Below are 21,055 nucleotides of genomic sequence, written 5' to 3' on the forward strand. Positions count from 1 at the left end.
TACTCCATCCTACTTGTTGGCCGGGGTGTTGGAAGACGCTTGAGCAGACGGCGCATCAGCACCCTGCTCAGCGGGATTAACCACGGCGCCCGGTCGTACTTTCTGCAAACCAGCCACGATCACCCGCTCGCCGGAGGTGAGCCCTGACTCCACCACCCAGTTGCTGCCAACGACCCGGCTCAGCTGCACATTGCGCAGCTCCACCTTGTTGTCAGCGGTCACCACCATCACGGTGGCTCCGCCATTGGGGGTGCGGGAAACCGCGGTTTGCGGCACCAGCAATCCTTGCGCCCGCTCACCCTCTTGCAGGGTGGCGCGCATAAACATGCCCGGCAGCAGCAGTTGATGAGGGTTGGGCACAATCACCCGCAGGGTCACCATGCCGGAGGTCTCATCCACGGTCACGTCGGAGAACTGCAACGAGCCCTCTTCGCTATATGTGGAGCCATCTTCCAGCTGGAAGGTCACCTTGGCCCCTTTCTGTTCGTCTTGAGTCAGCTTGCCCTCGGCGACCAGTCGCTTGAGGCGCAGCAGATCGGCGGTGGACTGACGCACATCCACATACATGGGATCGAGCTGCTGGATGGCAGTGAAGCTATCCGCCTGCTGGGCAGTCACCAGCGCACCCTCGGTCACCGCGGATTTGCCGATGCGGCCGCTGATGGGGGCGGTGATGCGGGTGTAACCGAGATTGATCTCGGCGGTGCGCAGGGCAGCCTTGCTCGCCATGATCTCCGCCTTGGCCTGCTTCCAGCTGGCGTCGGCGTCGTCATAGTCCTGACGGCTGATGGAGTTGACTTTGAGCAGCTCCTGATAACGTTTGGCTTTGAGGCGGGCACTCTGCTCGTTGGCCTCGGCCTTGGCCACATTGGCCCTGGCGCTGGCGACCGCAGCCTGATAGACAGACGGATCGATCTGATAGAGCAGATCGCCTGCCTTCACATCGCTTCCCTCGGTAAAGAGGCGCTTGAGGATGATGCCGCTCACTTGCGGACGCACTTCGGCCACCCGCAGCGGGGCGCTGCGGCCGGTCAACTCGGTGGTCAACATCAGCGGGCCGCTCTGCAGGGTCACTACGTTGACCGCAGCGGGGGGCATGCCGCCCTGTCCCTGGGGTGCGCCCCCCTTGTCACCACAACCTGCCAGCAAGCCTGTAGCCAGCAAGGCAAGACCAACTGAACGAGCAAGAATATGTTTATGCATGAAACACCTGAGCCTTTGCCAGTCAATGAACAATCAGGGCCGCATGGGCCCTGTTGGTAAATAGTCTAAAGTTGAGGCAATATACATACATTCATAAATGTATGTAAGTGACTTTTTGCTTGCATGAGGCATAGATTTCAATGGCCAGACGAACCAAAGAAGAGGCGCAGCAAACCCGCGGCCATATCATGAACACGGCGCTGAATCTGTTCTGCTCTCAGGGCCTGGCCAAGACCAGCCTGACCGACATCGCCAGGGCGGCAGACCTGACCCGTGGGGCCATCTATTGGCACTTCAAGAACAAGGACGAACTCTTCATTTCGCTCTGGGAGGAGCTCTGCAGCCCCCTCGCCCACCAGCTCGATGCCTGCCTCAATCCAGACGAACCAGATCCGCTGGGACAACTGCGCCTCTTCTTTGAAGGGGTGCTCCACAGCTTCATTCACAATCCGGCCCAGCGGCAGATGTTCACCATCCTGTTCAATCTCGAATCGCTGGAGGGGGAAGCCATCTCATTGCGCGAACATATTCGCAGCCAGTCCGGCCACTTTTTTCGGGATCTGGAGACAACCCTGGCCAACGCGATACGCTGGGGCCAGCTGCCCGCCAACCTCAACCTGCAGCGCGCCGCCACCCTGCTCCACTGCACCCTGGATGGCTACATCATCAACTGGCTCCACTTTCCCGGGCGGATCGACCTGCAGAGCGAGTCCAGCTTCCTGATAGAGAGCATGTTCACCATGCTGGTCCAACCCAACGGGCCTGCCTGCGGCCACTAACAGGTTCCGGTAATCCCAACACATCCCTGCACATCGGGGCCTGAGCGCACGCTTTGGCAGTCAGGCCCCGATTTGTTAAAGTGTGCGCCCCCTGCTTGAGGTAACCCCTGTGCCACACTCTGACGCCATTCCCACTCCCCAACCATTGCACGACCAGCACGCCCCTATTCGGGCCGCCTTTGTGGCGCACCTCAAACCCGGCGCCCATCTGCTCAATGGTCAGTGCGGTACGGGGGAGGATCTGCGCTGGCTGCGTGCTGAAGGATATGTGGTCACCGCCTGTGAAGCGGTGCTGACCGACGCCAAAGTTGCCTCGCAGCAATCCGGACAAGCGGTGCGGGTCGGCACCCTCGCGCGGATGCACTCGGTGCTCCCTTACGATGGTATCTGGCTAAGTCGCCCTCTTGATAGCGAAGCGGCCACCCTCGTCCCCCTGTTGCAACAGCTAGCGACCCTGCTCAAAGCGGGTGCCCCGCTCTGTTTCCCCCTGCAGCCAACCGGCGAAATGATCCTCGACCAGCTGATGCAGTATCTACAGCAGCTAGTCACCACATCCGGGATAGCGCTGCAACTGGCCCCGATGGGGGCCGTATCTGCCAGCACACCACCATACGCCAGTAAAAACGCCAGCCACTACGTCATGTTGCTGCGTGGCGATCATCCCGCCTCCTAACGGGCTAATTCATCACGGATTTTTCAGTTCAACGCCAAACCGACAGCAAGTCTACTCTCATAGCTTTCGACAATATTTAACTCGGTGTTAACGCAGTGAAGGCAGACATAACACGGTTTCTGTGTTAAAAAGTGTGATTAATATCAAAAATTAATAACAAGACAGACAATACAACCAACTCCGGATTTCCTTATGAAACTTGTCCTGAAACTCATTGCTGGCATCCTTGCCGGTCTCTTGCTCGGTCTCTACGCCCCTGAGTGGATGGCGCGCGTGCTGTTTACGGCCAAGACGGTGATAGGTCAGCTGATCACCTTCACCATTCCGCTCATCATTCTGTTCTTTATCATGAGCGGCATCGCCAGCCTGCCGAAAAACTCCGGCAAGCTGCTGGGCAAAACCGTGGCCCTCTCCTACTGCTCCACCATTCTGGCGGGACTGTTCGCCTTTACTGTGGCGAGCCACCTGATCCCGCAGCTGACCACCGCCGCCGAGCCCACCACGGCCACGGCTATCAAGCTCTCCTCCTACGTCAATCTGGAGATCCCGCCGCTGTTTGGCGTGATGTCGGCACTGGCCGCCGCCTTCGTGTTCGGCATCGGCATCAGCGCTACCCAGGCCACCGATCTGCGCCGGGTCGCCGATCAGGGCCGTGACATCATCGACCGCCTGCTGGCCAAGGTGATCATCCCGCTGCTGCCGTTCTATATCGCCGGGGTCTTTGTCGAGATGACGGTAGAAGGCACTGTGTTCGCCACCCTGAAAACCTTCGGCGTGGTGCTGGTGATGGCGATCCTGATGCACTGGATCTGGCTCTCCGTGCTGTTTATCGGCACAGGTCTGGCCCTTGGCCGCTCACCGGCCCAGCTCATCAAGAACATGCTGCCCGCCTACTTCACCGCGCTGGGGACCATGTCGAGCGCCGCCACCATTCCAGTCGCCCTGCAATCGAGCAAGAACAACGGGGTGAGCGATGGTATCGCCAACTTTACCGTGCCGCTGTGCGCCACCATTCACCTGTGCGGATCCACCATCACGCTGGTGACCTGTGCCACCGCGGTGATGTTCCTCTCCGAGCATCTGGCCATTCCGGGCATCGAGACCATGCTCCCCTTCATCATGATGCTGGGGGTGATCATGATCGCCGCACCGGGCGCTCCGGGTGGTGGCGTGATGTCGGCACTGGGCCTGCTCACCTCCATGCTCGGCTTCGGTGAAGCCTCCATCGCCCTGATGATCGCCCTCTATCTGGCGCAGGACAGCTTCGGCACCGCCTGCAACGTCACCGGTGACGGCGTGATTGCCCTATGGGCCGACCGCTTCGCCAACGGCAGCGAGAGTGCAGCCCCCGTGGCCGAAGCCGAACAGGCGTAAGCTCGCCGGGAAGGCACCCGCCATCCTCTGTAAAAACCGCAGGCCCGAACAGTGTTCGGGCCTGCGTCGTTTCGGCCTCCTTCTCTGTCTTTCTCTTTCCTCCTCTGCCCCTATCTCTGCCTCTCTCTGCCTCCCACCGCACTCCCATTACCCCTTACAACCGACAAAATTATTGGCATATGCCAGATACAAGCGTATAAGTGGCATATGCCAATTAGGAGCCACCATGCCAAGACCCAAGATTGCCCGCCAGATCTGTGGCCGCCCCGCCAACAGCTGCTTCAAACCCAACGGCCGCCCCATGCATCAGCTGGAGCAGGTCACTCTGGCCCCTGACGAGTTCGAGGCATTGCGCCTCGTCGACCTTCAAGGAATGCAGCAGCAGGAGGCCGCCCTGGTGATGGGGGTCTCCCGTCAGACCCTGGCCAATATCCTGAAAAAAGGGCGTTACAAGGTGGTGGAGTGTCTGAGTCTGGGCAAGGCATTGATGATGCAACCCGCCGAGCCCGCCCCCCAAACCCGTGGAGAAGAGCCGACATGAATGCTGTCACAACCATGACCACCAACCCCTGCAACAGCGCCCTGATGCTGAGTCAGGGACTGCTGGCCGGACACTTTACCCGTGCCGAGCAGCTGCAAATTCTGAGCCCAGAGGGGAGCATCATCACAACCCTGGCCAACCCGGCCACCGCCGAGGGCTGTCATGGCAAGCAAGGGCTGCTCGACGCCCTCGCCCATCATCAGGTGGGTCAGGTGGTGGTGCGCAATATCGGCGAGCGGATGCTAGGGCGCCTGCTGGCGGCCAATATCCGGGTGCTGCAGTGCCGCTCTGCCCGGCTGCCGCTACCCGCGCTGCTAGCTCCCGCCAATCTGCAACTGCTCACAGATGCCAGTCAGGGCCGTCCCTCTCGCCGTCATCAGAGCAAGGCGGCGATCCGGGCTATCCAACCCCTCGGCGCAGGCCACAGCCATACCAATTGTCATGGTGGTTGCAACAGTGGTTCCAATCACTGTTGCGCCAGTGGTGACAATCAGGCAGACAGTCCACGGCAAGGCCATACTTGTTGCCACGGCAGTGAGGGCAGCGATCAACAAAGCGGTTGCTGCCATCAGCATTAATGCCATCACGACTCGTTCCATCACCACCAAGGAGAAGAGATCATGTCCATCTGGTTGTTGAGCCTGCTCGCCTCGTTCGTGCTGATCCTGGCCATGGGCACCATCATCTGGTGGCGCCAATACCAGCTTGCCCAGAAGCGGGAGGATAAAGAGGTGCGCCCCTGCGGATGCTCAAGCGCCTGCGCGGATCACCTCTACCAAATCAACGAGCCGCCGTCCAAAAAGTAACCTGGCCACCGACGCCATATCCATAGATACAACGTCTGCAAAATGAAGGCGCATAAAAGAGAGGGGGCACCTGCTGGTGCCCCCTCTCTTGTTACTCCGTCCTCGTCATGCTTAACCCTGTGCTTTGCCCCCCGAGCTCACCACGACAGGTCAACCCGACTCCGTGCCGCTGGCCGATACGCCCGCCCAACTAGCTAGCTCCTGATACTGCTGATAGATGGCATAAAACTCGGCCTTATTGTGCAGGGCCGCGGCGACACAGGCGGGATCAAACTGGCTACCGGCAAGCTCCTCCAGATAGGCAAATGCCGTCTCGAACGGCCAGGCCCTCTTGTAGGGGCGCTCGCTGGTCAGGGCATCAAACACATCGGCCACCGTCACGATGCGCGCAGCCAGCGGGATCGCCTCCCCCACCAGCCCTTGCGGATAACCGGTGCCATCAAAGCGCTCATGATGGCTGGCGATGATGTTGGTCAGCATGTCGGTGTGGTGGATGCCATCGAGGCCAAACTCGTTGATCATCAGGCTGATCATCTCCCGCCCCTTGCCGGGGTGGATCTTCATGATCTCGAACTCTTCCGGCGTCAGCTTGCCCGGCTTGAGCAAAATGGCATCCGGCACCGCGATCTTGCCGATATCGTGCAGCTCGGAAAAGAGATAGATAAACTCCACCTCCTCATCGCTCAGGCCGCAACTGGGAGCCAGCGCCTTGGCAATCAGCCGGGAGTAGGCAGACATCCGGTGCAGATGGTTGGCGGTCTCCTCATCCCGATAACGGCTGAACTCCCGCGCCGTGGTCAACGCGCCGCCAAGGGTCTGGATGGAGAAAAACTCCACCGCAATAATGGCCGACAGCATCTGGGCGGCGTTGTTTCCCAAATCAGCCAGCAAGTCATGACTTCCCCAGCCCCGGGTGACCGCTACACTCGGGGCTTTCTGACAGGTAAGCCAAGGGTGTTCAGTTTGTTTATCGCGCTCACATACGCCATCACTTCTCCCACTTGACCATTGTATTTTCGCAGGGTGATTTGGCCTGCCATTAACTGTTTGAACCGGAACATCGCTGTCTCTGCCAGCGAACGACGGTGATACCCCGATATCTTCTTCCAGTGCGCCAGCCCTTCCTTGCGCATCACCTGCACCGCCTCATTTCTCGGATGGCCCTTTTTCCATAGCCCTGCGTTCTTGCGAGGCGGGATACACGCCGTCGCCCCTTTACGCGCAATCAACCGATGGCTGGCTTTGCTGTCATAGGCGCCATCCGCGTAAACACGCCCCAGCTTGCGACGCAGAGGATTGAGCAAGGTCGGCAACACCTCCGCGTCATGCACATTCTTCAGCGACACTTCTGCCGCCACGATATCGTGAGTCACCGGATCTACCGCCAGATGCAACTTGCGCCAGACTCGACGTTTCTCAGCGCCGTGTTTTCTGACTTTCCACTCGCCTTCACCAAACACTTTCAGACCCGTCGAGTCGATAACCAGGTCGGTAATGCGCCCCTTGGGGGGCTGCCGATAGGCCACCTTCACTGTGCGTGCGCGCTTGCTGACACAGCTGTAGTCCGGGGCACACAGCGGCACATTCATCAGCTCGAACAGGGAGTCGAGTAGCCCCTGAGTGGCTCGCAGCGTGAGGCTGAAAATCCCTTTGAGCATCAGAACGGTACAGATGCTCTGGTCGGTGTAGAGCTGGCTGCGTCCCCGTTTTCCGTGATGGTCTTGGTGAAACCAGTTATCCATGGCCTCGGCATCAACCCAGAAAGTGAGAGAGCCACGGTTGATCAAAGACCTGTTGTATTGAGGCCAATTGGTGATGGGGTGAAGCACTTTACCCATGATGCAGACTTGAGGGGGATGGTGGTGATCAGAGCACTGGGTTTTCAATTAGTTCCATTCAAGCTGCATCGATTTAGGAAACAACGCCCATCTGGGCATAAGCTGACAGCTCGCTGCGGATCGGCTCGTTGAAATAGCCCGGTTCCATCGCATCGCAAAACAGAAAGCCAAACAGCTTGCTGTTGAACAGCAGTGGCTCGGTATAACTGGAGGCATAGCCCGCTTCCAGCAGCTTGCGGCTGTGCTCCGATGCTGAGCCGCGCAGGGCATCGAGATTGCCGAGCACCCGGGGCTGCTTGTGCTCCGCCAGATAGCGCAGGGAGGGAACATCGCTCAGCTTCACCTCATACTGCACCAGCGGCGAGTGCCCCTCGGTGCTGTGGGCAAAGGTCTTGAGCTGATCCGTATGCTGGTCGTAAATCGCGATGGCCACCCGACCCAACTTGTCAAAGCGCTGCCTGAGCGTGGCGTGCAGATTCTGCACTCTCTCGTCAAATGAATGTTCCATCCCCATCTCCATCCGTGCAGCTTTGATAGGAGTATAGTGACCCCCATCCTGGCGGACCTGTCATATTAACCACGGAATCAATAGTAGTCGGGCGCACAGCAGGACTAATCCTCCTTACATCGCGCCATCATTGGCATTAGCCGGTACGATTTGACCTTATCGAAGATATTGTTCGGTTCTGCCATGCTGGCTGTATAGTTTTTGGTTAACCATTCCGGTAAAATTCGCGCCCTTAAAGAAGAGCCACCTAAGAGTGATTGAGCGATGTCCAACACAAAACAGGCCCCCAAAGTAGGATTCGTCTCCTTGGGTTGCCCAAAAACGCTTGGTTATTAATAGAGTCCCCTCATTAGGGGAAACATAAACTTTCCACATTGGCACTTAAAATTAAGTTTAGGGTTCGCAGATCAGAGTTATCATCAGCAATTTTTCACTACGTAGTGAAAATAAATAAAGCCTCTGACATGAGGAATGTCAGAGGCTTTATTATATATAAAATAAACTTGGTGCAATTAAATTATCATGTCAGGCACTGCGTGATGTAGCTTGAACCGAGTCGACCATAACATTTTCCTTAATCGAGAACCTCTTACTGTAAATAGCAGTAAGGATAGGTACTAGCACAGCCGTTACGATCACACAGGTTGCAACCAGCGCGGTTGCAGATTGAGCCACAGGTGCAAACGCCGGGTTCATCTGGGCGATGATCATCGGGTTGGCGACGGCAGCCCCGGCGGTGGAAGAGGCCGCTACCCCGGCAGTACCATTGCCACCAGCCAGCCACTTGTCGGCGAAGATGAGCGGGATCCCGGTGATAACGATTACTGCCAAGCCAAGCAAAATTCCAAGTAACCCAGTCTCTATGATGACTGAGAAGTTGATGGTATTGCCCAGTGCAAAACCGAAGAAGGGGATCAGAGTACCGGTGGCTTTACTGAAGAACTCCTTCAGATCAGAGTCCAAATTACCAAGAGCAAAACCGATAAGGAAAGGTAGGACCGCCCCAACAAAATGGTGGCCCTGGAAGGAGGCCAGCCCTGTTGCACCAAGGATGACCATGGTCATCAGGGGACCAGACTCGATAGACATTAACACGAACGCGCCGGACTCTTCCTTGGTGCCATACTGGTTCATCAGGCTGGCATAAAGACCGCCGTTAGTCATATCCATAGCTGAGACGAGAGCCAGAGTGGACAATCCCGCGAGCAGACCGGCCTCAATACCGTGCTCAGGTAGCAGTTGGGATGCCAGTACTGCAACCAACCAGGCTACCGCTATTTTGGTGATTACCAGTACACCAGATTTTCGGATCACGGTACCCGTGGCTTTGAGATTGATGGAGGCGCCGATACAGAAGAACCAGACTGCCAAGATTGGCACTGTACCGGTGATAATCCCTTTGGTGAAGCCGCCATAATACTCTGCGGTACCGGGAGCAAATGTATTCAGAGTTGCGCCCAGAAGCAGCGGGATCAGCATGATCCCCCCCGGAATTTTATCCAACGTCTGTTTGATTTTCATATAGACCTCAATAATGATAAAAGAAATAACGTAAAAATTTCAACTCTGTATTTTTAATGTTTTTATTGATTGGCCAACCACGTTTTGCTGACCTTGAATACGGCTTTTTTTATCTTTTCAGATGTATTTACTTGGCAAGTCGGACGATGAACTTCACCCGGATAAAAAATGGCGAAATCACCTGCACTAAGTAGTATCCGATTGGTAATTTCATCTTGGTCAATGAAGATCAAGTCAGGCTTGGTTTCCTGATATGAATATGGGGAGGTAATGGCTGCGCTGGTAGCGATTATCTCTTGGCCACACAACAGTATTTGAATATCGATAAACTGATCATGAAATTCACTCTTTAAGCTGTCTTCAGGAGCAGTGGTTGGGTTTGAAATAAGATAAAAAACGTCATTCTCGATTATGTCGAATTTTCCATCTTGCTGAGTCAGTAAATGCTGATGGGAGCACTCTTCTCTTTGTAAAAGCTGCAATAACGGAGTGGGTAACATCGCCATTCCGAGTTGATTCATATTACCGATGATCATGATCCGGATTTCCTTGTCACGTTGTCCGTCTTGATCGTCGGTACAGACAGGCGAGAGCCGTCCATCGAGCGAGTAAGATCGGAGTTATCGTTACGTATCTGTGGTATGGGCCCGGTGGCCGGGCCCGAATGAGAGTTAAAGTGCCGCCATGGCATCCCGTGCAAGCGAGCCAATCTTGTCCCACTCCCGTCGCTCGATGAGATCAGCCGGGACCATCCAGGTACCGCCGCAGGCAAACACGGTCCCTTGGGCCAGATAATCCTTCACATTACTCGGGCTGATACCGCCGGTCGGCATGAAAGTGACGGGGTAGACGGCGCTCAGGGCCTTGAGCATGGCCAGCCCGCCGGATGCCTCTGCCGGGAAGAACTTGAGTGTATGCAGGCCAAGCTCCATTGCTTGCTCAACTAGGCTGGGATTGTTGACCCCCGGGATGATAGGCACGCCTCGCGCCTGGCAATACTGAACGATCCGTGGATTGAGTCCTGGGCTGACGATGAAATCCACCCCTGCTTCTATAGCCTGATCCACTTGGGCTGTAGTGAGCACGGTCCCCGCCCCGATGGTCATGTTGGGGAAGGCTGCGCGCAGTTGGCGGATGGCATCGGCCGCAGCGGGAGTGCGGAAGGTGATTTCCGCGCTCGGCATGCCGTTGTCCATCAAAGCCTGACCAAGGGCCACTGCATCATCGGCATTCTTGATAGCGATGACGGGGATGATCTTCAGGCTGGACAGTTGTTCAAGCAATACTGACATGGGATTCCTCACTGGCATTGGTGGTGGCTGGCATCGCCAGCAAAGGGATGATGGCGCCGCGATGCTGAATAACCGTGCTCGCCAGTCGATGGGCATAGTGTGCTGAGTCGTTGACCGAGGCGTTGGCCAGTCGTTTGGCAAGGTAACCTGCGCTGAACGAGTCACCAGCCGCCGTAGTGTCTATCACCTGCGTCTGTGCCAGTGACACGGCGGGTACTTCATTGCACCGTTCGTCCTGCACGATGAGGCAGGACTCAGCACCGCGTTTGACAACTATTTCACTGACGCCGAGGGCCTGAGTCCGCGCCAGCGTCTGCTCAACCTGGCTATCTCCCCACAAGGCGTACTCGTCATCGAGTGTAAGGAAAGCAAGGTCAGTCAGCGACAGCATGGCGTGATAGGCCTGCTGTGCCGCTTCCCTGCTTTCCCAAAGGCGTGGCCGGTAGTTGTTGTCAAAGGCGATCTTCACCCCGGCAGTGCGACACTCGGCAAGACGTTGTAGCAGGGTTTCCCGGTCTGCTTGGGACAGGATGGCGAGGCTGATGCCACTCAAATAGATGTAGTCAAACTCGTGCAACTGCTGGCAGATCTGCTTCGCTTCATCGCCTTGCAACCAATAACGGGCAGCCGCATCGCTGCGCCAGTAATGGAAGGTCCGCTCGCCGTGCTCGTCAGTTTCAATGAGGTAGAGACCGGGCAGTTTGTGAGCAAAACGCTGCACCAGATCGGTATGGACACCTTCCTGTTGCCACAGCTGCAACATGGTATTGCTGATGGCATCGGTTCCCATTGCGGTCACATAGTGTACGGCCAGCTCAGTGTTGGCTCGTGCCAGATAGACCGCAGTGTTGAGCGTATCTCCACCGAAATGGCGGACGATGTTCACCTTGCTCTCCGATAGCTCGATCATGCATTCGCCAATGACGGCAACCTTGATAGCCATATGTCCTCCCACTTTTATGATGGGTCCATTCTATTTAATGAAACGAAACTATCAAATGAATTGAAACAGCATTTCATTAATTTGTGACGGAACGCAAAGGTTCTTCAGCATGAGGAGGATGACCGGCGTGAGAAGCGCTTGAAATGGTTCTGTTTGATACCGTAATCAGGTAAGGTAGCTGCGACCTTGGCTATGATTGCGCACTTGTTTCAAATATAATGAAACGATAGATTTTATAAGGGGATATAGATGTCAGCGGTAGATAACTCACCGGATTCGGTCTCGTCAGTACTGAAAGTGTTCGGTATCTTGCAGGCCTTGAGTGAACAAAAAGATATCGGAGTGACTGAGCTGTCCCAGCGGATCATGATGTCAAAAAGCACTGTTTATCGTTTTTTGCAGACAATGAAGACACTTGGTTATGTCAATCAGGAAGGGGAAACTGACAAGTACACCCTTAGTCTGAAGCTTTTCGAACTGGGTGGAAGAGCGCTGGAGCACCAGGATTTGATCCAAATCGCTGATGTCCAGATGTACCGTTTGGGTAAGTTGACCAAAGAAACGCTGCACCTAGGGGCACTGGATGAAAACAGTGTCGTCTATCTGCACAAGATCGACTCCGAATACAATCTGCGTATGTACTCCCGTATCGGTCGCCGCTGCCCACTCTACAGCACCGCGCTTGGCAAGGTGATGATGGCTTGGCTACCAGAAGAAGAGGTGCGGAGCATGTTGGCCGGAGTGACGTTTGAGCGCTTCACCGGACATACCCTGGCCAATATTGATGACCTGTTGGCTGAGCTGGCACAAGTGCGCGAGCAAGGCTATGCGGAAGACAATGAAGAGAATGAGAACGGGCTACGTTGCTTCGGTGTGCCTATCTACAACCGGATGGGACGCATCATCACCGGGCTCTCTTTGTCACTGCCGATAGTACGTTTTGAAGAGAGCAAACGTGCCGAGCTTGTTAGCTTGCTACATGAATCTGCGGCCCGCATTTCGGCGGAACTTGGCTACCACGACTACCCCTTTACTTCGAACTGAGGCTGAGGGCCTAAGCTCCTTAGCCTCATCATATGAGTGGATGCCCAGTCTGGCATCCACTCAATGCTCCCGGTTATCGAACCCGATCGAGCGGCGCTACACCTTGGCGCCGGTAGAGAGAAACCATGGTGTAGCCATTGATGACGAAGAACATCCCCTCTAACAGACTCCCGCCAATCGAACCAGCCCAGAGGTTGTGAACCACCCAACAGAGACTGCTGACCAGCATGCACCCTCGCAGTGGTAGTCCATCCAATCTGAACAGGGTATAGGTACTCAAAGTGGTCCCCATCAGGGTGAGCAATTGCATGGGATGTTCCAGCTGAGGAAGCACCAGCACCCAAGCCAACACAATAAAGGTCCACATGACGCTTAACGTTCGGTGGTATCCGGAGACCCACGAGCAGGCAGTTTATGGCGGCGACCGTCGCACCGAGCATCATAAAATGCAGAGCCAAAAGTACACCATTAAGGGTCAGGTGCCGCCGCAATTTCTGATCCTGGTGTTGCAAAAAAGCGGTGGCACCGATAGCGCAAGCCAGCAACCCAAGGAGCTGGGCCAGCCAAGGGGTATCAAGATGCATAGGGTAAATTCCGTAACAGGATTGAACAAAAAAAGGCGCCATTGGCGCCTTGTTGCATCTTAAGAGATCAGCGGGCCAACCAGCCACCATCCACAGCGATTGTGTAACCATTGATGTAGTCGGAAGCCGCAGAGGCAAGGAAGACTGCCGGGCCCATCATGTCATCGGGTACACCCCAACGTCCGGCCGGGATCCGTTCCAGAATGGCGGCATTGCGATCCTCATCTGCGCGCAGAGCAGTCGTATTGTTGGTGGCCATGTAACCGGGAGCGATGGCGTTGACGTTGATACCTTGGCTTGCCCATTCATTTGCCAGCAGGCGAGTGATCCCCATCACGCCGCTCTTGGAGGCGGTGTAGGAAGGCACCCTGATCCCGCCCTGATACGAGAGCATGGAGGCAATATTGATGATCTTGCCGCCATGGCCCTGAGCGATAAACTGTTTGGCAACTGCCTGGGACATGAAGAAGACGCTCTTGATGTTGATGTTCATCACATCATCCCAGTCCTTCTCGCTGAAGTTGATGGCATCTTCGCGGCGAATGATGCCAGCGTTGTTGACCAGGATGTCGACACGACCAAACCGAGAGACGGCCTGATCCACCAGACCTGGTAGGGTATCAACCTTGCTAACATCGGCCTTGAGACTAAGGAACTGGCGGCCAATGGCCTCGACCTTGGCAATGGTGTCGGTAGGCTCGACGATGTTGACACCAACGATGTCACAGCCTGCCTGAGCCAGGCCCAACGCCATGCCCTGACCCAAACCGGTGTCGCAACCGGTCACGATGGCAATCTTACCCTTCAAATCGAATGCATTGAGAATCATCTTGTTTCCTCTGCTGCCACCCTGCGTGACAGTCTTGATGGTGGTGATGCGGGCCGTCTGAAGCGGGCCCGGACATAAAGGGAATTAACGCAGATCCTCGATGGCAACATGATCCATGTCACCGAACACCTGATTCTCGCCGACCATGCCCCAGATAAAGGTATAAGCCTGGGTACCTACCCCGGAGTGAATGGACCAACTTGGCGAGATCACTGCCTGCTCGTTGTGGATCAGCAAATGGCGAGTCTCGTCAGGTTTGCCCATCATGTGGAATACAGCCGCATCCTCTTTCATGTTGAAGTAGAAGTAGACCTCCATACGACGCTCATGAGTGTGGCAAGGCATGGTGTTCCACAAACTGCCTTCCTCCAGCTGGGTCATGCCCATTACCAGTTGGCAGGTCGGCAGTACATCCGGCACCAGGTATTTGTAGATGGTGCGACGGTTGCTGGTAGACGCGTCACCGATGGTGCTGGGGGAAGCCTGCTCCTTGGTGACTTTGCGGGTCGGGAAATGCATGTGGGCCGGAGCACTGTTGTAGTAAAACTTGGCCGGTTGCGAGGCATCGACGCTGGCAAAACTTAGCTCCCTAGCGCCCTGTCCCACGTAAAGCGCTTCGGCATTACCGACTTCAAAGGTGGTTCCATCCACAGTAACCACACCGGGGCCACCGATGTTGATAAGCCCAAGCTCACGACGTTCGAGGAAATAGCTGACACCAAAGGTCTTACCTAGCTCGTCTGAGAAGCCAAGCGGACCGTTAACCGGCATCATGCCACCGAACACGATGCGATCGATGTGGCTGTAGGTCATGGTCAGCTTGTTCGGGGTGAAGATCTCCTCAACCAGAAACTCACGGCGCAGGCCCTGAGTATCAAGTTGCTTGGCATGGTCGCTATGGATGCTTTGACGAATTTGCATAATGAACCTCAATTCAGGGCCTTTAGGGCATCAATGACTGCGTACTTACGCTTTACTTTGTGGAACGCACGATACCAATAAAAGGAAACACCATCAACTTAAAAGTGAAACGCTGTTTTGATTTTGTGATTCTGAGCTAATTCCAAGAGGTTGACACCTCGGTTGCTTGTCGGGCCACAGGGGCAAGTCAGTAAATAGCGATATGGGGATGGCAATAGCTGATGAGAGTGCAGGAGTCATCCCTGAGCTGAGTTCTCTTTGTATAGTGAGTCGTTCTTAGTTCCATCCAGGTGATTCGTGGGTACCAAGATGATAGAGAGTGAGTGTTGTACAAGCCCCACTTTGCGGTTAGCGGATAGGCTCATTTGTTTATGGTTGACGCGTATAATGCAGGCCAGAACAAGGCAACATTGTGGTGAGTTTTCAGTCTGGTTCATCAGGGAGCCTGTAAATCCAATTGTGTAACCGCCCACGAATAAGTAACTTTTTCAAAAGGATACCTTCGTGGGTAAGCAAATGGACCAAGACAAACTCAAAGCACTCGCCGCTGAGCTGGCAAAAGACATCAAGTCTGAAAAAGATCTCGGCACCCTCACCCAACAGCTGATCAAGCTCACCGTCGAGACCGCGCTTAATGCCGAGATGGACGAGCATCTGGGCTACCAGAAACACGCCCCACAAGGCCGCGGGACCGGCAACAATCGCAATGGCTATTCCACCAAGCGCCTAAAAGGGCAGCACGGAGAGGTCACTATCCAGGCGCCTCGTGACCGCAACAGCTCCTTCGAGCCTCAGTTCGTCCGCAAGGGCCAGTCCCGCCTGACTCAGATGGACGACCAGATCCTCTCCCTCTACGCCAAGGGTTTGAGCACCCGGGATATCGTTGACGCGTTCAAAGAGATGTATGACGCCGACATCTCGGCGGGGCTGGTATCGAAGGTGACCGAGCGTGTCATCGAGCAGGTCCACGAATGGCAAAACCGACCGCTGGATCCGCTCTATCCCATCGTCTATCTGGACTGCATTGTGCTGAAGATCCGCGAGAACCAGCGGGTGATTAACAAGTCGCTCTATCTGGCACTGGGCATCAATATGGACGGTCACAAGGAGCTGTTGGGCCTGTGGCTGGCCGAGACCGAAGGGGCAAAGTTCTGGCTGTCGGTCCTGACTGAGCTGAAGAACCGTGGCCTGGAAGACATCCTGATTGCGTGTGTAGACGGTCTCAAGGGCTTCCCTGATGCGATTGCTGTGGAGTATCCCCAGACCAAGGTTCAACTGTGTATCGTCCACATGGTGCGCAACTCGCTGCGCTATGTCTCCTGGAAGGACTACAAGGCGGTGACGGCGGAGCTGAAGCAGCTCTACCAGTCTGCGACGGAACGTGAGGCTCAGCAGGCGCTGGCGGCCTTCGGCGAGCGCTGGGATAGCCAGTACCCGCAGATAACGCGCTCCTGGCAGAGTAACTGGGCCAATCTGATCACACTGTTCGATTATCCCCCCGCCATCCGGAAGGTGATTTACACCACTAATGCGATCGAGTCACTCAACAGCGTGCTGCGTAAAGCGACCAAGCAAAGGAAGCTCTTCCCGACCGACGACTCGGCGCTAAAAGTGGCGTTTCTCGCGATACAGCAAGCCTCCAAGAAATGGACCATGCCGATCCAGAATTGGAAGCTTGCCCTAAATCGCTTTATTATCGAATTCGGTGATCGCCTGAACGGTCACCTGTAATGGAGTGGGCAGTTACACAGAATCATTTACAGGCTCTCATCAGGCACTCACCAACCTCCCCCCAACGCACCCCATACAAATATTAGAAATACCCATGAGTCACTGGACAGGTAGATTAAAAAACACCCAGCCATGTTCTTCCTCTTTCCTGCTCATCAGGTATAATCCGCCATCTTTTTTACAGATGTGACCTGCGCCCCCTATGACCGTCAACCGTTTTGACCCCAGCTCAGAGAGCCTGACGCCTGCAACCGCGCAGGCTCAACCATTGGACAGCCAACCTGTCCAACAAGCGACTTCCAGCATTATTAGGTCTCACCACCCAAGGATTGGTTTTGTGAGCTTGGGATGCCCCAAAAACCTGGTCGATTCAGAACGCATCCTGACCCAGCTGCGTACCGAAGGGTACGATGTGGTGCCCAGCTATGACGATGCCGAGCTGGTCGTCGTCAACACCTGCGGCTTTATCGATAGCGCGGTGCAAGAGTCGCTGGAAGCGATCGGTGAAGCGTTGGCCGAAAACGGCAAGGTGATTGTTACCGGTTGCCTCGGCGCCAAAGAGAACCAGATCCGCGAGATCCATCCTAAGGTGCTCGAGATCACCGGCCCCCACGCCTACGAAGAGGTGCTGGGTCACGTCCACAAATATGTGGCCAAGCCGGAGCACAACCCCTTCACCAGCCTGGTGCCCGCTCACGGTGTAAAACTGACTCCGCGCCACTACGCCTATCTGAAGATTTCCGAAGGCTGCAACCACCGCTGCACCTTCTGCATCATCCCCTCCATGCGCGGTGATCTGGTGAGCCGTCCCATCGGCGAAGTACTGGCCGAAGCCAAGCGCCTGAAAGAGGCGGGCGTGAAGGAGATCCTGGTGATCTCCCAGGACACCTCCGCTTACGGTGTCGATGTCAAACACCGCACCGGTTTCTACGATGGCATGCCGGTCAAGACCAGCATGGTCGCCCTGTGCGAAGAGCTGGCCAAGCTCGATATCTGGGTGCGCCTGCACTACGTCTACCCCTACCCACACGTGGATGACGTCATCCCGTTGATGCGCGATGGCAAGGTACTGCCCTACCTCGATATTCCACTGCAACACGCCAGCCCGCGCATCCTCAAACTGATGAAGCGCCCGGGTACTGTCGAACGTACCCTGGAGCGCATTCAAAAGTGGCGTGAAATCTGCCCCGAGATCACCCTGCGTTCTACCTTTATCGTTGGCTTCCCGGGCGAGACCGAGGAAGAGTTCCAGATGCTGCTGGACTTCATCGACAAGGCAGAGCTGGATCGGGTCGGCTGCTTCAAATACAGCCCGGTTGAAGGGGCATTGGCCAACGAGCTACCGGATCCGGTGCCAGCAGAGGTTCAGGAAGAGCGCTTCCAGCGCTTTATGGAACTGCAACAGCAGGTCTCCATCCGCAAGCTGGCCCGCCGAGTCGGTAAAGAGATGATGGTACTTATCGACGAAGTGGACGAAGAGGGCGCAACCGGCCGATCCTTCGCTGACGCGCCGGAAATAGACGGTCTGGTTTACCTCAACGGTGAAACCAGCCTAAAGCCTGGTGATATGGTCAAGGTGCGGATTGATGAATCTGACGAATACGATCTGTGGGCGAGCCTGATCAGTTAAGCCACTGGAAATATAAAAAAGCGCCTGCGGGCGCTTTTTTATATTCTGATGTTGCACCATACAGCATGGCTAATGTGGCTAATGTGGCTAGCCTGTTAGCCACATTAGCCATGCCACAACAGGGACTGCATCAATATCTCTGCAAGTTTCTACACATACATGTATCACAACTGGCCCAATAAAGTTCAGGAAGGCGATTGCCTTCCTGAATCCTCAAGAGCGACCTTTGCGCAACGATATCAAGAGCTCTGCTTCTGCCTTTGGCAACTCGCATTCACTCATGACCTCATCCAGATCAGCGCCCAGTTCGACCATCTTGGCTGCGCGACTGTAAAGCCGCCGCTCGGGATCTTGCATTGTCAGCTCTTGCTGACGATCATTGACCTGCTGCATTGTCCCTTCTACTGACTGCAAGCGCTGCCCCATGCCTATCGCCCCGGTATGAAGCTCCATCATCTGCTTGCGCAAGCTCTCCAGTTGACCCTGCAGGGTCGTCACGCTCGCCTCGGACTCCTGTTTGCTACGCTTGCTTTGGAACCAGATATAAAAAGCAAACAACAAGGCAATCAGGGACAACCCCAAGGCAACTATCTCGATAATCAAAACATCACCTTATTCATCAGAGAGAACCGATATCTTCCCACTCTTCATCAGAGAGCAGCTTGTTCAAGTCCACCAGGATCAGCAGTTGCCCATCACGGTTACTGACCCCCTGAATGAACTTGGCGCTCTCCTCGGTCCCGACAGCGGGTGCTGCATCAATTTCGGAGGAACGCAGATAAACCACTTCCGCCACACTGTCCACCATGATGCCGATGACCTGCTTTTCGGCCTCGATGATCACAATGCGAGAGTTTTCACTGACATCACCGGATGGTAAGCCAAAACGGGAGCGCGTATCGATGACAGTCACCACATTGCCACGCAGGTTGATGATCCCTAGCACGTACTCGGGCGCACCAGGAACAGGCGCGATTTCGGTGTAGCGCAACACTTCCTGAACCTGCATCACATTGATGCCATAGGTTTCGTTTTCCAGTTGAAAAGTTACCCATTGCAGCACTTCATCTTCGGCCAGATTCTGTGCGATATTGCGCTTTCCAGTCATATTTTTATTCCTTTTATGAAAATGTCTACTGCTAAAACTAGCAATAAAACAGCTCGATTGCAGAAGTTATCAGCGACCTTCTATGTTAACCCCACGCTCCAATAACAAGAGCAGTTCACGAACATGCAGCAGGGCGCACATTTTTTCTTTGACCATGCCAGCCAACCAGGGGCGCTTACCCTCCTGATGTCGCCACTTCACCTGGTCTCGGTGTAATAATTCGGTTCCTTTAAGATGATGGCAGGCTAATCCCCAAGGGGATTCACCGAGCATAATCAGATATTTGTAACTATCCATCTCCAGATGCTGGCCGGGCATGACCCACTGGGCTGTATCTACCACATTCATCTTCTGCTCGCGGGAAGTCATGAGCCCCTTATACCAAGCTGGTTGGCCGAAGAGGGAGGTGATCTCGCCCAACTGATGGATCCCGCCAAGTTCGGTCAGAGGAACAGCGAAAGTAACGCCAGCGACTTCAAAAAATAGCGCCTGAAACTCTTTGCCGGTATCGATATTCTCCCAGACAACCGGAGCGCTAGCTTCTATCGGAGCTACCTCCGGCGCGGTCTCGGTAAGGATAGTGGCATGTGGTTCCACGACCGCAGGAGACATGATCTCTGCAGGCCATTCCTGTTCTACCGGTAATAATGACTCTTCAGCCACTATCTCCAGCGGAGCTGTAACTGTGACCTCATGCGTAAACAGATCATTTTCGAACTGAACTTGCCCAACCTGTGCAAGCAACTCCCCCAACTGGGCAAGACGCGGGTCATTCTCCAGATAGGGGGCCACCACCAGATCAGGGATGCTCTTGCGCTGCATCTGCAGTACTGGTGTCGGTGGCTCCTCCTCCACCTCATCCAAAACCAGCGGCTCGTCGAGTAGCAAGGAGTGAAAATAGTCATCCATCGCCCGCACTTGAATGGTATCGCTCATGGCATTACCTCATGCATTCGCTGCCGCTCGAGGGAGTCGAGATAATTGAGCAGTGTCTCGTAGGCATAAGTCCCACGGCTCCCAGGGGAGTAAATGGACGGAGGAATATGTAGCAAGCTGGCATCGCGAAACTTGGTATCAATCGGGATCACTGCATTCCATACCGAGTCACCGTATTGATCCTTGATCGATTTCAAGGTCATCAGAGAGGCGCGTGTTCGTTTATCAAACATGGTCGGGATAACTGTATAACGAAACTTGTCCCGCTTGGAACGCTGCATAATCTCGAATGTTTTCATCATTCTTTCCAGCCCTTTCAGAGCCAGAAATTCGGTCTGGACAGGCACTAGAATGCGATCACAAGCAGCCAGCGCATTGACCATCATCACCCCCAGTACCGGCGGGCAATCGATTAACACATAGTCGTACTGATCTTGAATCCGTAGCAGCGCTCGCTTGATAACCAGTCCCATCCCCTCCCGATTACCCATCACTCTATCGAGCGTGGCAAGGGTTATTGAGGCCGGTAATAGATGAATATTCTCGAACTGGGTTCGCAGTGTGAGTTTATTGACCAGCTCGGCTGTCGGTTTGACCGCTTGAAACAACTCATAGAGGGTGCCGTCCAGCCGATCCGAATCAAAGTCAAGATAAGCGGTCAGGGATGCATGAGGGTCAGTGTCTATCAACAGCACCCGTTGGCCACGTTGGGCCAGGATCCCGGCAATCGAGACCACTGTGGTGGTTTTACCCACTCCCCCCTTTTGGTTGGCAACCGTCCAAACAATCACGTT

Annotated in this window: 21 protein-coding genes and 3 pseudogenes; 9 read left to right on the forward strand and 15 right to left on the reverse strand. The window is 55.1% G+C overall.

The genetic code is table 11. The features are described from left to right. Positions 1–9: 9 nt before the first annotated feature. Positions 10–1,203: an efflux RND transporter periplasmic adaptor subunit gene (locus CK911_RS10545; RefSeq protein WP_098969899.1), complete on the reverse strand. Its 1,194-nt coding sequence runs from the start codon at positions 1,201–1,203 to the stop codon at positions 10–12. A gap of 140 nt (positions 1,204–1,343) precedes the next feature. Here CK911_RS10545 and CK911_RS10550 point away from each other — a divergent pair, with 140 nt between their 5' ends. From CK911_RS10550 to CK911_RS10575, 6 genes are all read left to right on the forward strand, one after another. Beyond that, positions 1,344–1,982, forward strand: a complete 639-nt coding sequence (locus CK911_RS10550; protein ID WP_098969900.1) for a TetR family transcriptional regulator — start codon at positions 1,344–1,346, stop codon at positions 1,980–1,982. 109 nt (positions 1,983–2,091) lie between these two features. Then, the gene (locus tag CK911_RS10555) at positions 2,092–2,655 is read left to right on the forward strand and encodes a hypothetical protein (RefSeq protein ID WP_098969901.1); all 564 of its coding nucleotides are present in this window, start codon (positions 2,092–2,094) and stop codon (positions 2,653–2,655) included. Between the two features lie 192 nt (positions 2,656–2,847). Next, complete coding sequence (locus tag CK911_RS10560) at positions 2,848–4,029, forward strand: dicarboxylate/amino acid:cation symporter (RefSeq protein ID WP_098969902.1); 1,182 nt, start codon at positions 2,848–2,850, stop codon at positions 4,027–4,029. A 226-nt stretch (positions 4,030–4,255) separates the two neighbouring features. Next, complete coding sequence (locus CK911_RS10565; RefSeq protein WP_098969903.1) at positions 4,256–4,570, forward strand: DUF134 domain-containing protein; 315 nt, start codon at positions 4,256–4,258, stop codon at positions 4,568–4,570. Continuing rightward, complete coding sequence (locus CK911_RS10570) at positions 4,567–5,148, forward strand: NifB/NifX family molybdenum-iron cluster-binding protein (RefSeq protein WP_098969904.1); 582 nt, start codon at positions 4,567–4,569, stop codon at positions 5,146–5,148. Before CK911_RS10565 ends, CK911_RS10570 begins: the two co-directional genes overlap by 4 nt. A 42-nt stretch (positions 5,149–5,190) precedes the next feature. After that, complete coding sequence (locus tag CK911_RS10575) at positions 5,191–5,376, forward strand: hypothetical protein (protein ID WP_098969905.1); 186 nt, start codon at positions 5,191–5,193, stop codon at positions 5,374–5,376. A 150-nt stretch (positions 5,377–5,526) separates the two neighbouring features. On the opposite strand, the pseudogene CK911_RS10580 reads toward CK911_RS10575, so the two are convergent. From CK911_RS10580 to CK911_RS10610, 7 genes and pseudogenes are all read right to left on the reverse strand, one after another. Beyond that, positions 5,527–6,240 (reverse strand): annotated as a pseudogene (locus CK911_RS10580) (HD-GYP domain-containing protein); the annotation flags it as partial. Positions 6,241–6,296: 56 nt separating this feature from the next. Continuing rightward, complete coding sequence (locus tag CK911_RS10585; protein WP_098972507.1) at positions 6,297–7,214, reverse strand: IS5-like element ISAs4 family transposase; 918 nt, start codon at positions 7,212–7,214, stop codon at positions 6,297–6,299. Between the two features lie 76 nt (positions 7,215–7,290). After that, a pseudogene (locus tag CK911_RS10590) lies at positions 7,291–7,722 on the reverse strand (phosphodiesterase); the annotation flags it as partial. Positions 7,723–8,247: 525 nt separating this feature from the next. Next, the gene (gene kdgT / locus CK911_RS10595) at positions 8,248–9,243 is read right to left on the reverse strand and encodes a 2-keto-3-deoxygluconate transporter (protein ID WP_098969906.1); all 996 of its coding nucleotides are present in this window, start codon (positions 9,241–9,243) and stop codon (positions 8,248–8,250) included. Positions 9,244–9,305: 62 nt separating this feature from the next. Beyond that, entirely contained in the window at positions 9,306–9,779 is a 474-nt protein-coding gene (locus CK911_RS10600) for a YhcH/YjgK/YiaL family protein (RefSeq protein WP_042020317.1), read from the reverse strand. Positions 9,780–9,914: 135 nt separating this feature from the next. Continuing rightward, complete coding sequence (locus tag CK911_RS10605; protein WP_042657843.1) at positions 9,915–10,535, reverse strand: bifunctional 4-hydroxy-2-oxoglutarate aldolase/2-dehydro-3-deoxy-phosphogluconate aldolase; 621 nt, start codon at positions 10,533–10,535, stop codon at positions 9,915–9,917. Next, positions 10,519–11,478, reverse strand: coding sequence for a sugar kinase (locus CK911_RS10610; RefSeq protein ID WP_098969907.1), 960 nt, complete (start codon positions 11,476–11,478; stop codon positions 10,519–10,521). The genes CK911_RS10605 and CK911_RS10610 overlap by 17 nt, the downstream gene beginning before the upstream one ends. A 249-nt stretch (positions 11,479–11,727) precedes the next feature. Here CK911_RS10610 and kdgR point away from each other — a divergent pair, with 249 nt between their 5' ends. Beyond that, positions 11,728–12,522: a DNA-binding transcriptional regulator KdgR gene (gene kdgR / locus CK911_RS10615; RefSeq protein WP_042020313.1), complete on the forward strand. Its 795-nt coding sequence runs from the start codon at positions 11,728–11,730 to the stop codon at positions 12,520–12,522. 73 nt (positions 12,523–12,595) lie between these two features. On the opposite strand, the pseudogene CK911_RS10620 reads toward kdgR, so the two are convergent. The 3 genes and pseudogenes from CK911_RS10620 to kduI form a co-directional block, all read right to left on the reverse strand. Then, positions 12,596–13,217 (reverse strand): annotated as a pseudogene (locus tag CK911_RS10620) (YgjV family protein). Beyond that, complete coding sequence (gene kduD, locus CK911_RS10625; RefSeq protein ID WP_098969908.1) at positions 13,174–13,935, reverse strand: 2-dehydro-3-deoxy-D-gluconate 5-dehydrogenase KduD; 762 nt, start codon at positions 13,933–13,935, stop codon at positions 13,174–13,176. The pseudogene CK911_RS10620 and the gene kduD overlap by 44 nt, the downstream one beginning before the upstream one ends. A gap of 84 nt (positions 13,936–14,019) precedes the next feature. Continuing rightward, positions 14,020–14,856, reverse strand: coding sequence for a 5-dehydro-4-deoxy-D-glucuronate isomerase (gene kduI / locus CK911_RS10630; protein WP_042020308.1), 837 nt, complete (start codon positions 14,854–14,856; stop codon positions 14,020–14,022). Positions 14,857–15,372: 516 nt separating this feature from the next. Between kduI and CK911_RS10635 the strand changes: the two genes are divergently transcribed. Continuing rightward, positions 15,373–16,587, forward strand: coding sequence for an IS256 family transposase (locus CK911_RS10635; protein ID WP_098969535.1), 1,215 nt, complete (start codon positions 15,373–15,375; stop codon positions 16,585–16,587). 202 nt (positions 16,588–16,789) lie between these two features. Beyond that, on the forward strand, positions 16,790–18,217 hold the full coding sequence (rimO, locus tag CK911_RS10640) for a 30S ribosomal protein S12 methylthiotransferase RimO (protein ID WP_253860320.1): 1,428 nt from the start codon (positions 16,790–16,792) through the stop codon (positions 18,215–18,217). A gap of 213 nt (positions 18,218–18,430) precedes the next feature. On the opposite strand, the gene CK911_RS10645 is transcribed toward rimO, so the two are convergent. From CK911_RS10645 to CK911_RS10660, 4 genes are all read right to left on the reverse strand, one after another. Next, a complete protein-coding gene (locus CK911_RS10645) occupies positions 18,431–18,817 on the reverse strand; it encodes a DUF2802 domain-containing protein (protein ID WP_098972595.1) in 387 nt (128 codons plus the stop codon). A gap of 19 nt (positions 18,818–18,836) precedes the next feature. After that, on the reverse strand, positions 18,837–19,325 hold the full coding sequence (locus CK911_RS10650; RefSeq protein ID WP_042020306.1) for a chemotaxis protein CheW: 489 nt from the start codon (positions 19,323–19,325) through the stop codon (positions 18,837–18,839). Between the two features lie 69 nt (positions 19,326–19,394). Further along, complete coding sequence (locus CK911_RS10655) at positions 19,395–20,261, reverse strand: chemotaxis protein CheW (protein WP_098969909.1); 867 nt, start codon at positions 20,259–20,261, stop codon at positions 19,395–19,397. Then, positions 20,258–21,052 carry a ParA family protein gene (locus CK911_RS10660; protein ID WP_042020303.1) on the reverse strand — a complete coding sequence of 265 codons (795 nt, stop codon included), beginning with the start codon at positions 21,050–21,052 and terminating at the stop codon, positions 20,258–20,260. Before CK911_RS10660 ends, CK911_RS10655 begins: the two co-directional genes overlap by 4 nt. Positions 21,053–21,055: the final 3 nt, after the last annotated feature.

It is taken from the genome of Aeromonas sp. CU5 (assembly GCF_002586745.1).
GTDB classification, from domain to species: domain Bacteria; phylum Pseudomonadota; class Gammaproteobacteria; order Enterobacterales; family Aeromonadaceae; genus Aeromonas; species Aeromonas sobria.

Coding starts and splice junctions, on each gene's coding strand:
- kduI (WP_042020308.1), bottom strand. CDS start 14,856: ATGCAAATTCGTCAAAGCATCCATAGCGACCATGCCAAGCAACTTGAT.
- CK911_RS10585 (WP_098972507.1), bottom strand. CDS start 7,214: ATGGGTAAAGTGCTTCACCCCATCACCAATTGGCCTCAATACAACAGG.
- CK911_RS10655 (WP_098969909.1), bottom strand. CDS start 20,261: ATGAGCGATACCATTCAAGTGCGGGCGATGGATGACTATTTTCACTCC.
- kdgR (WP_042020313.1), top strand. CDS start 11,728: ATGTCAGCGGTAGATAACTCACCGGATTCGGTCTCGTCAGTACTGAAA.
- CK911_RS10605 (WP_042657843.1), bottom strand. CDS start 10,535: ATGTCAGTATTGCTTGAACAACTGTCCAGCCTGAAGATCATCCCCGTC.
- kdgT (WP_098969906.1), bottom strand. CDS start 9,243: ATGAAAATCAAACAGACGTTGGATAAAATTCCGGGGGGGATCATGCTG.
- CK911_RS10635 (WP_098969535.1), top strand. CDS start 15,373: ATGGACCAAGACAAACTCAAAGCACTCGCCGCTGAGCTGGCAAAAGAC.
- CK911_RS10545 (WP_098969899.1), bottom strand. CDS start 1,203: ATGCATAAACATATTCTTGCTCGTTCAGTTGGTCTTGCCTTGCTGGCT.
- CK911_RS10610 (WP_098969907.1), bottom strand. CDS start 11,478: ATGGCTATCAAGGTTGCCGTCATTGGCGAATGCATGATCGAGCTATCG.
- kduD (WP_098969908.1), bottom strand. CDS start 13,935: ATGATTCTCAATGCATTCGATTTGAAGGGTAAGATTGCCATCGTGACC.
- CK911_RS10600 (WP_042020317.1), bottom strand. CDS start 9,779: ATGATCATCGGTAATATGAATCAACTCGGAATGGCGATGTTACCCACT.
- rimO (WP_253860320.1), top strand. CDS start 16,790: ATGACCGTCAACCGTTTTGACCCCAGCTCAGAGAGCCTGACGCCTGCA.
- CK911_RS10550 (WP_098969900.1), top strand. CDS start 1,344: ATGGCCAGACGAACCAAAGAAGAGGCGCAGCAAACCCGCGGCCATATC.
- CK911_RS10575 (WP_098969905.1), top strand. CDS start 5,191: ATGTCCATCTGGTTGTTGAGCCTGCTCGCCTCGTTCGTGCTGATCCTG.
- CK911_RS10650 (WP_042020306.1), bottom strand. CDS start 19,325: ATGACTGGAAAGCGCAATATCGCACAGAATCTGGCCGAAGATGAAGTG.
- CK911_RS10565 (WP_098969903.1), top strand. CDS start 4,256: ATGCCAAGACCCAAGATTGCCCGCCAGATCTGTGGCCGCCCCGCCAAC.
- CK911_RS10570 (WP_098969904.1), top strand. CDS start 4,567: ATGAATGCTGTCACAACCATGACCACCAACCCCTGCAACAGCGCCCTG.
- CK911_RS10560 (WP_098969902.1), top strand. CDS start 2,848: ATGAAACTTGTCCTGAAACTCATTGCTGGCATCCTTGCCGGTCTCTTG.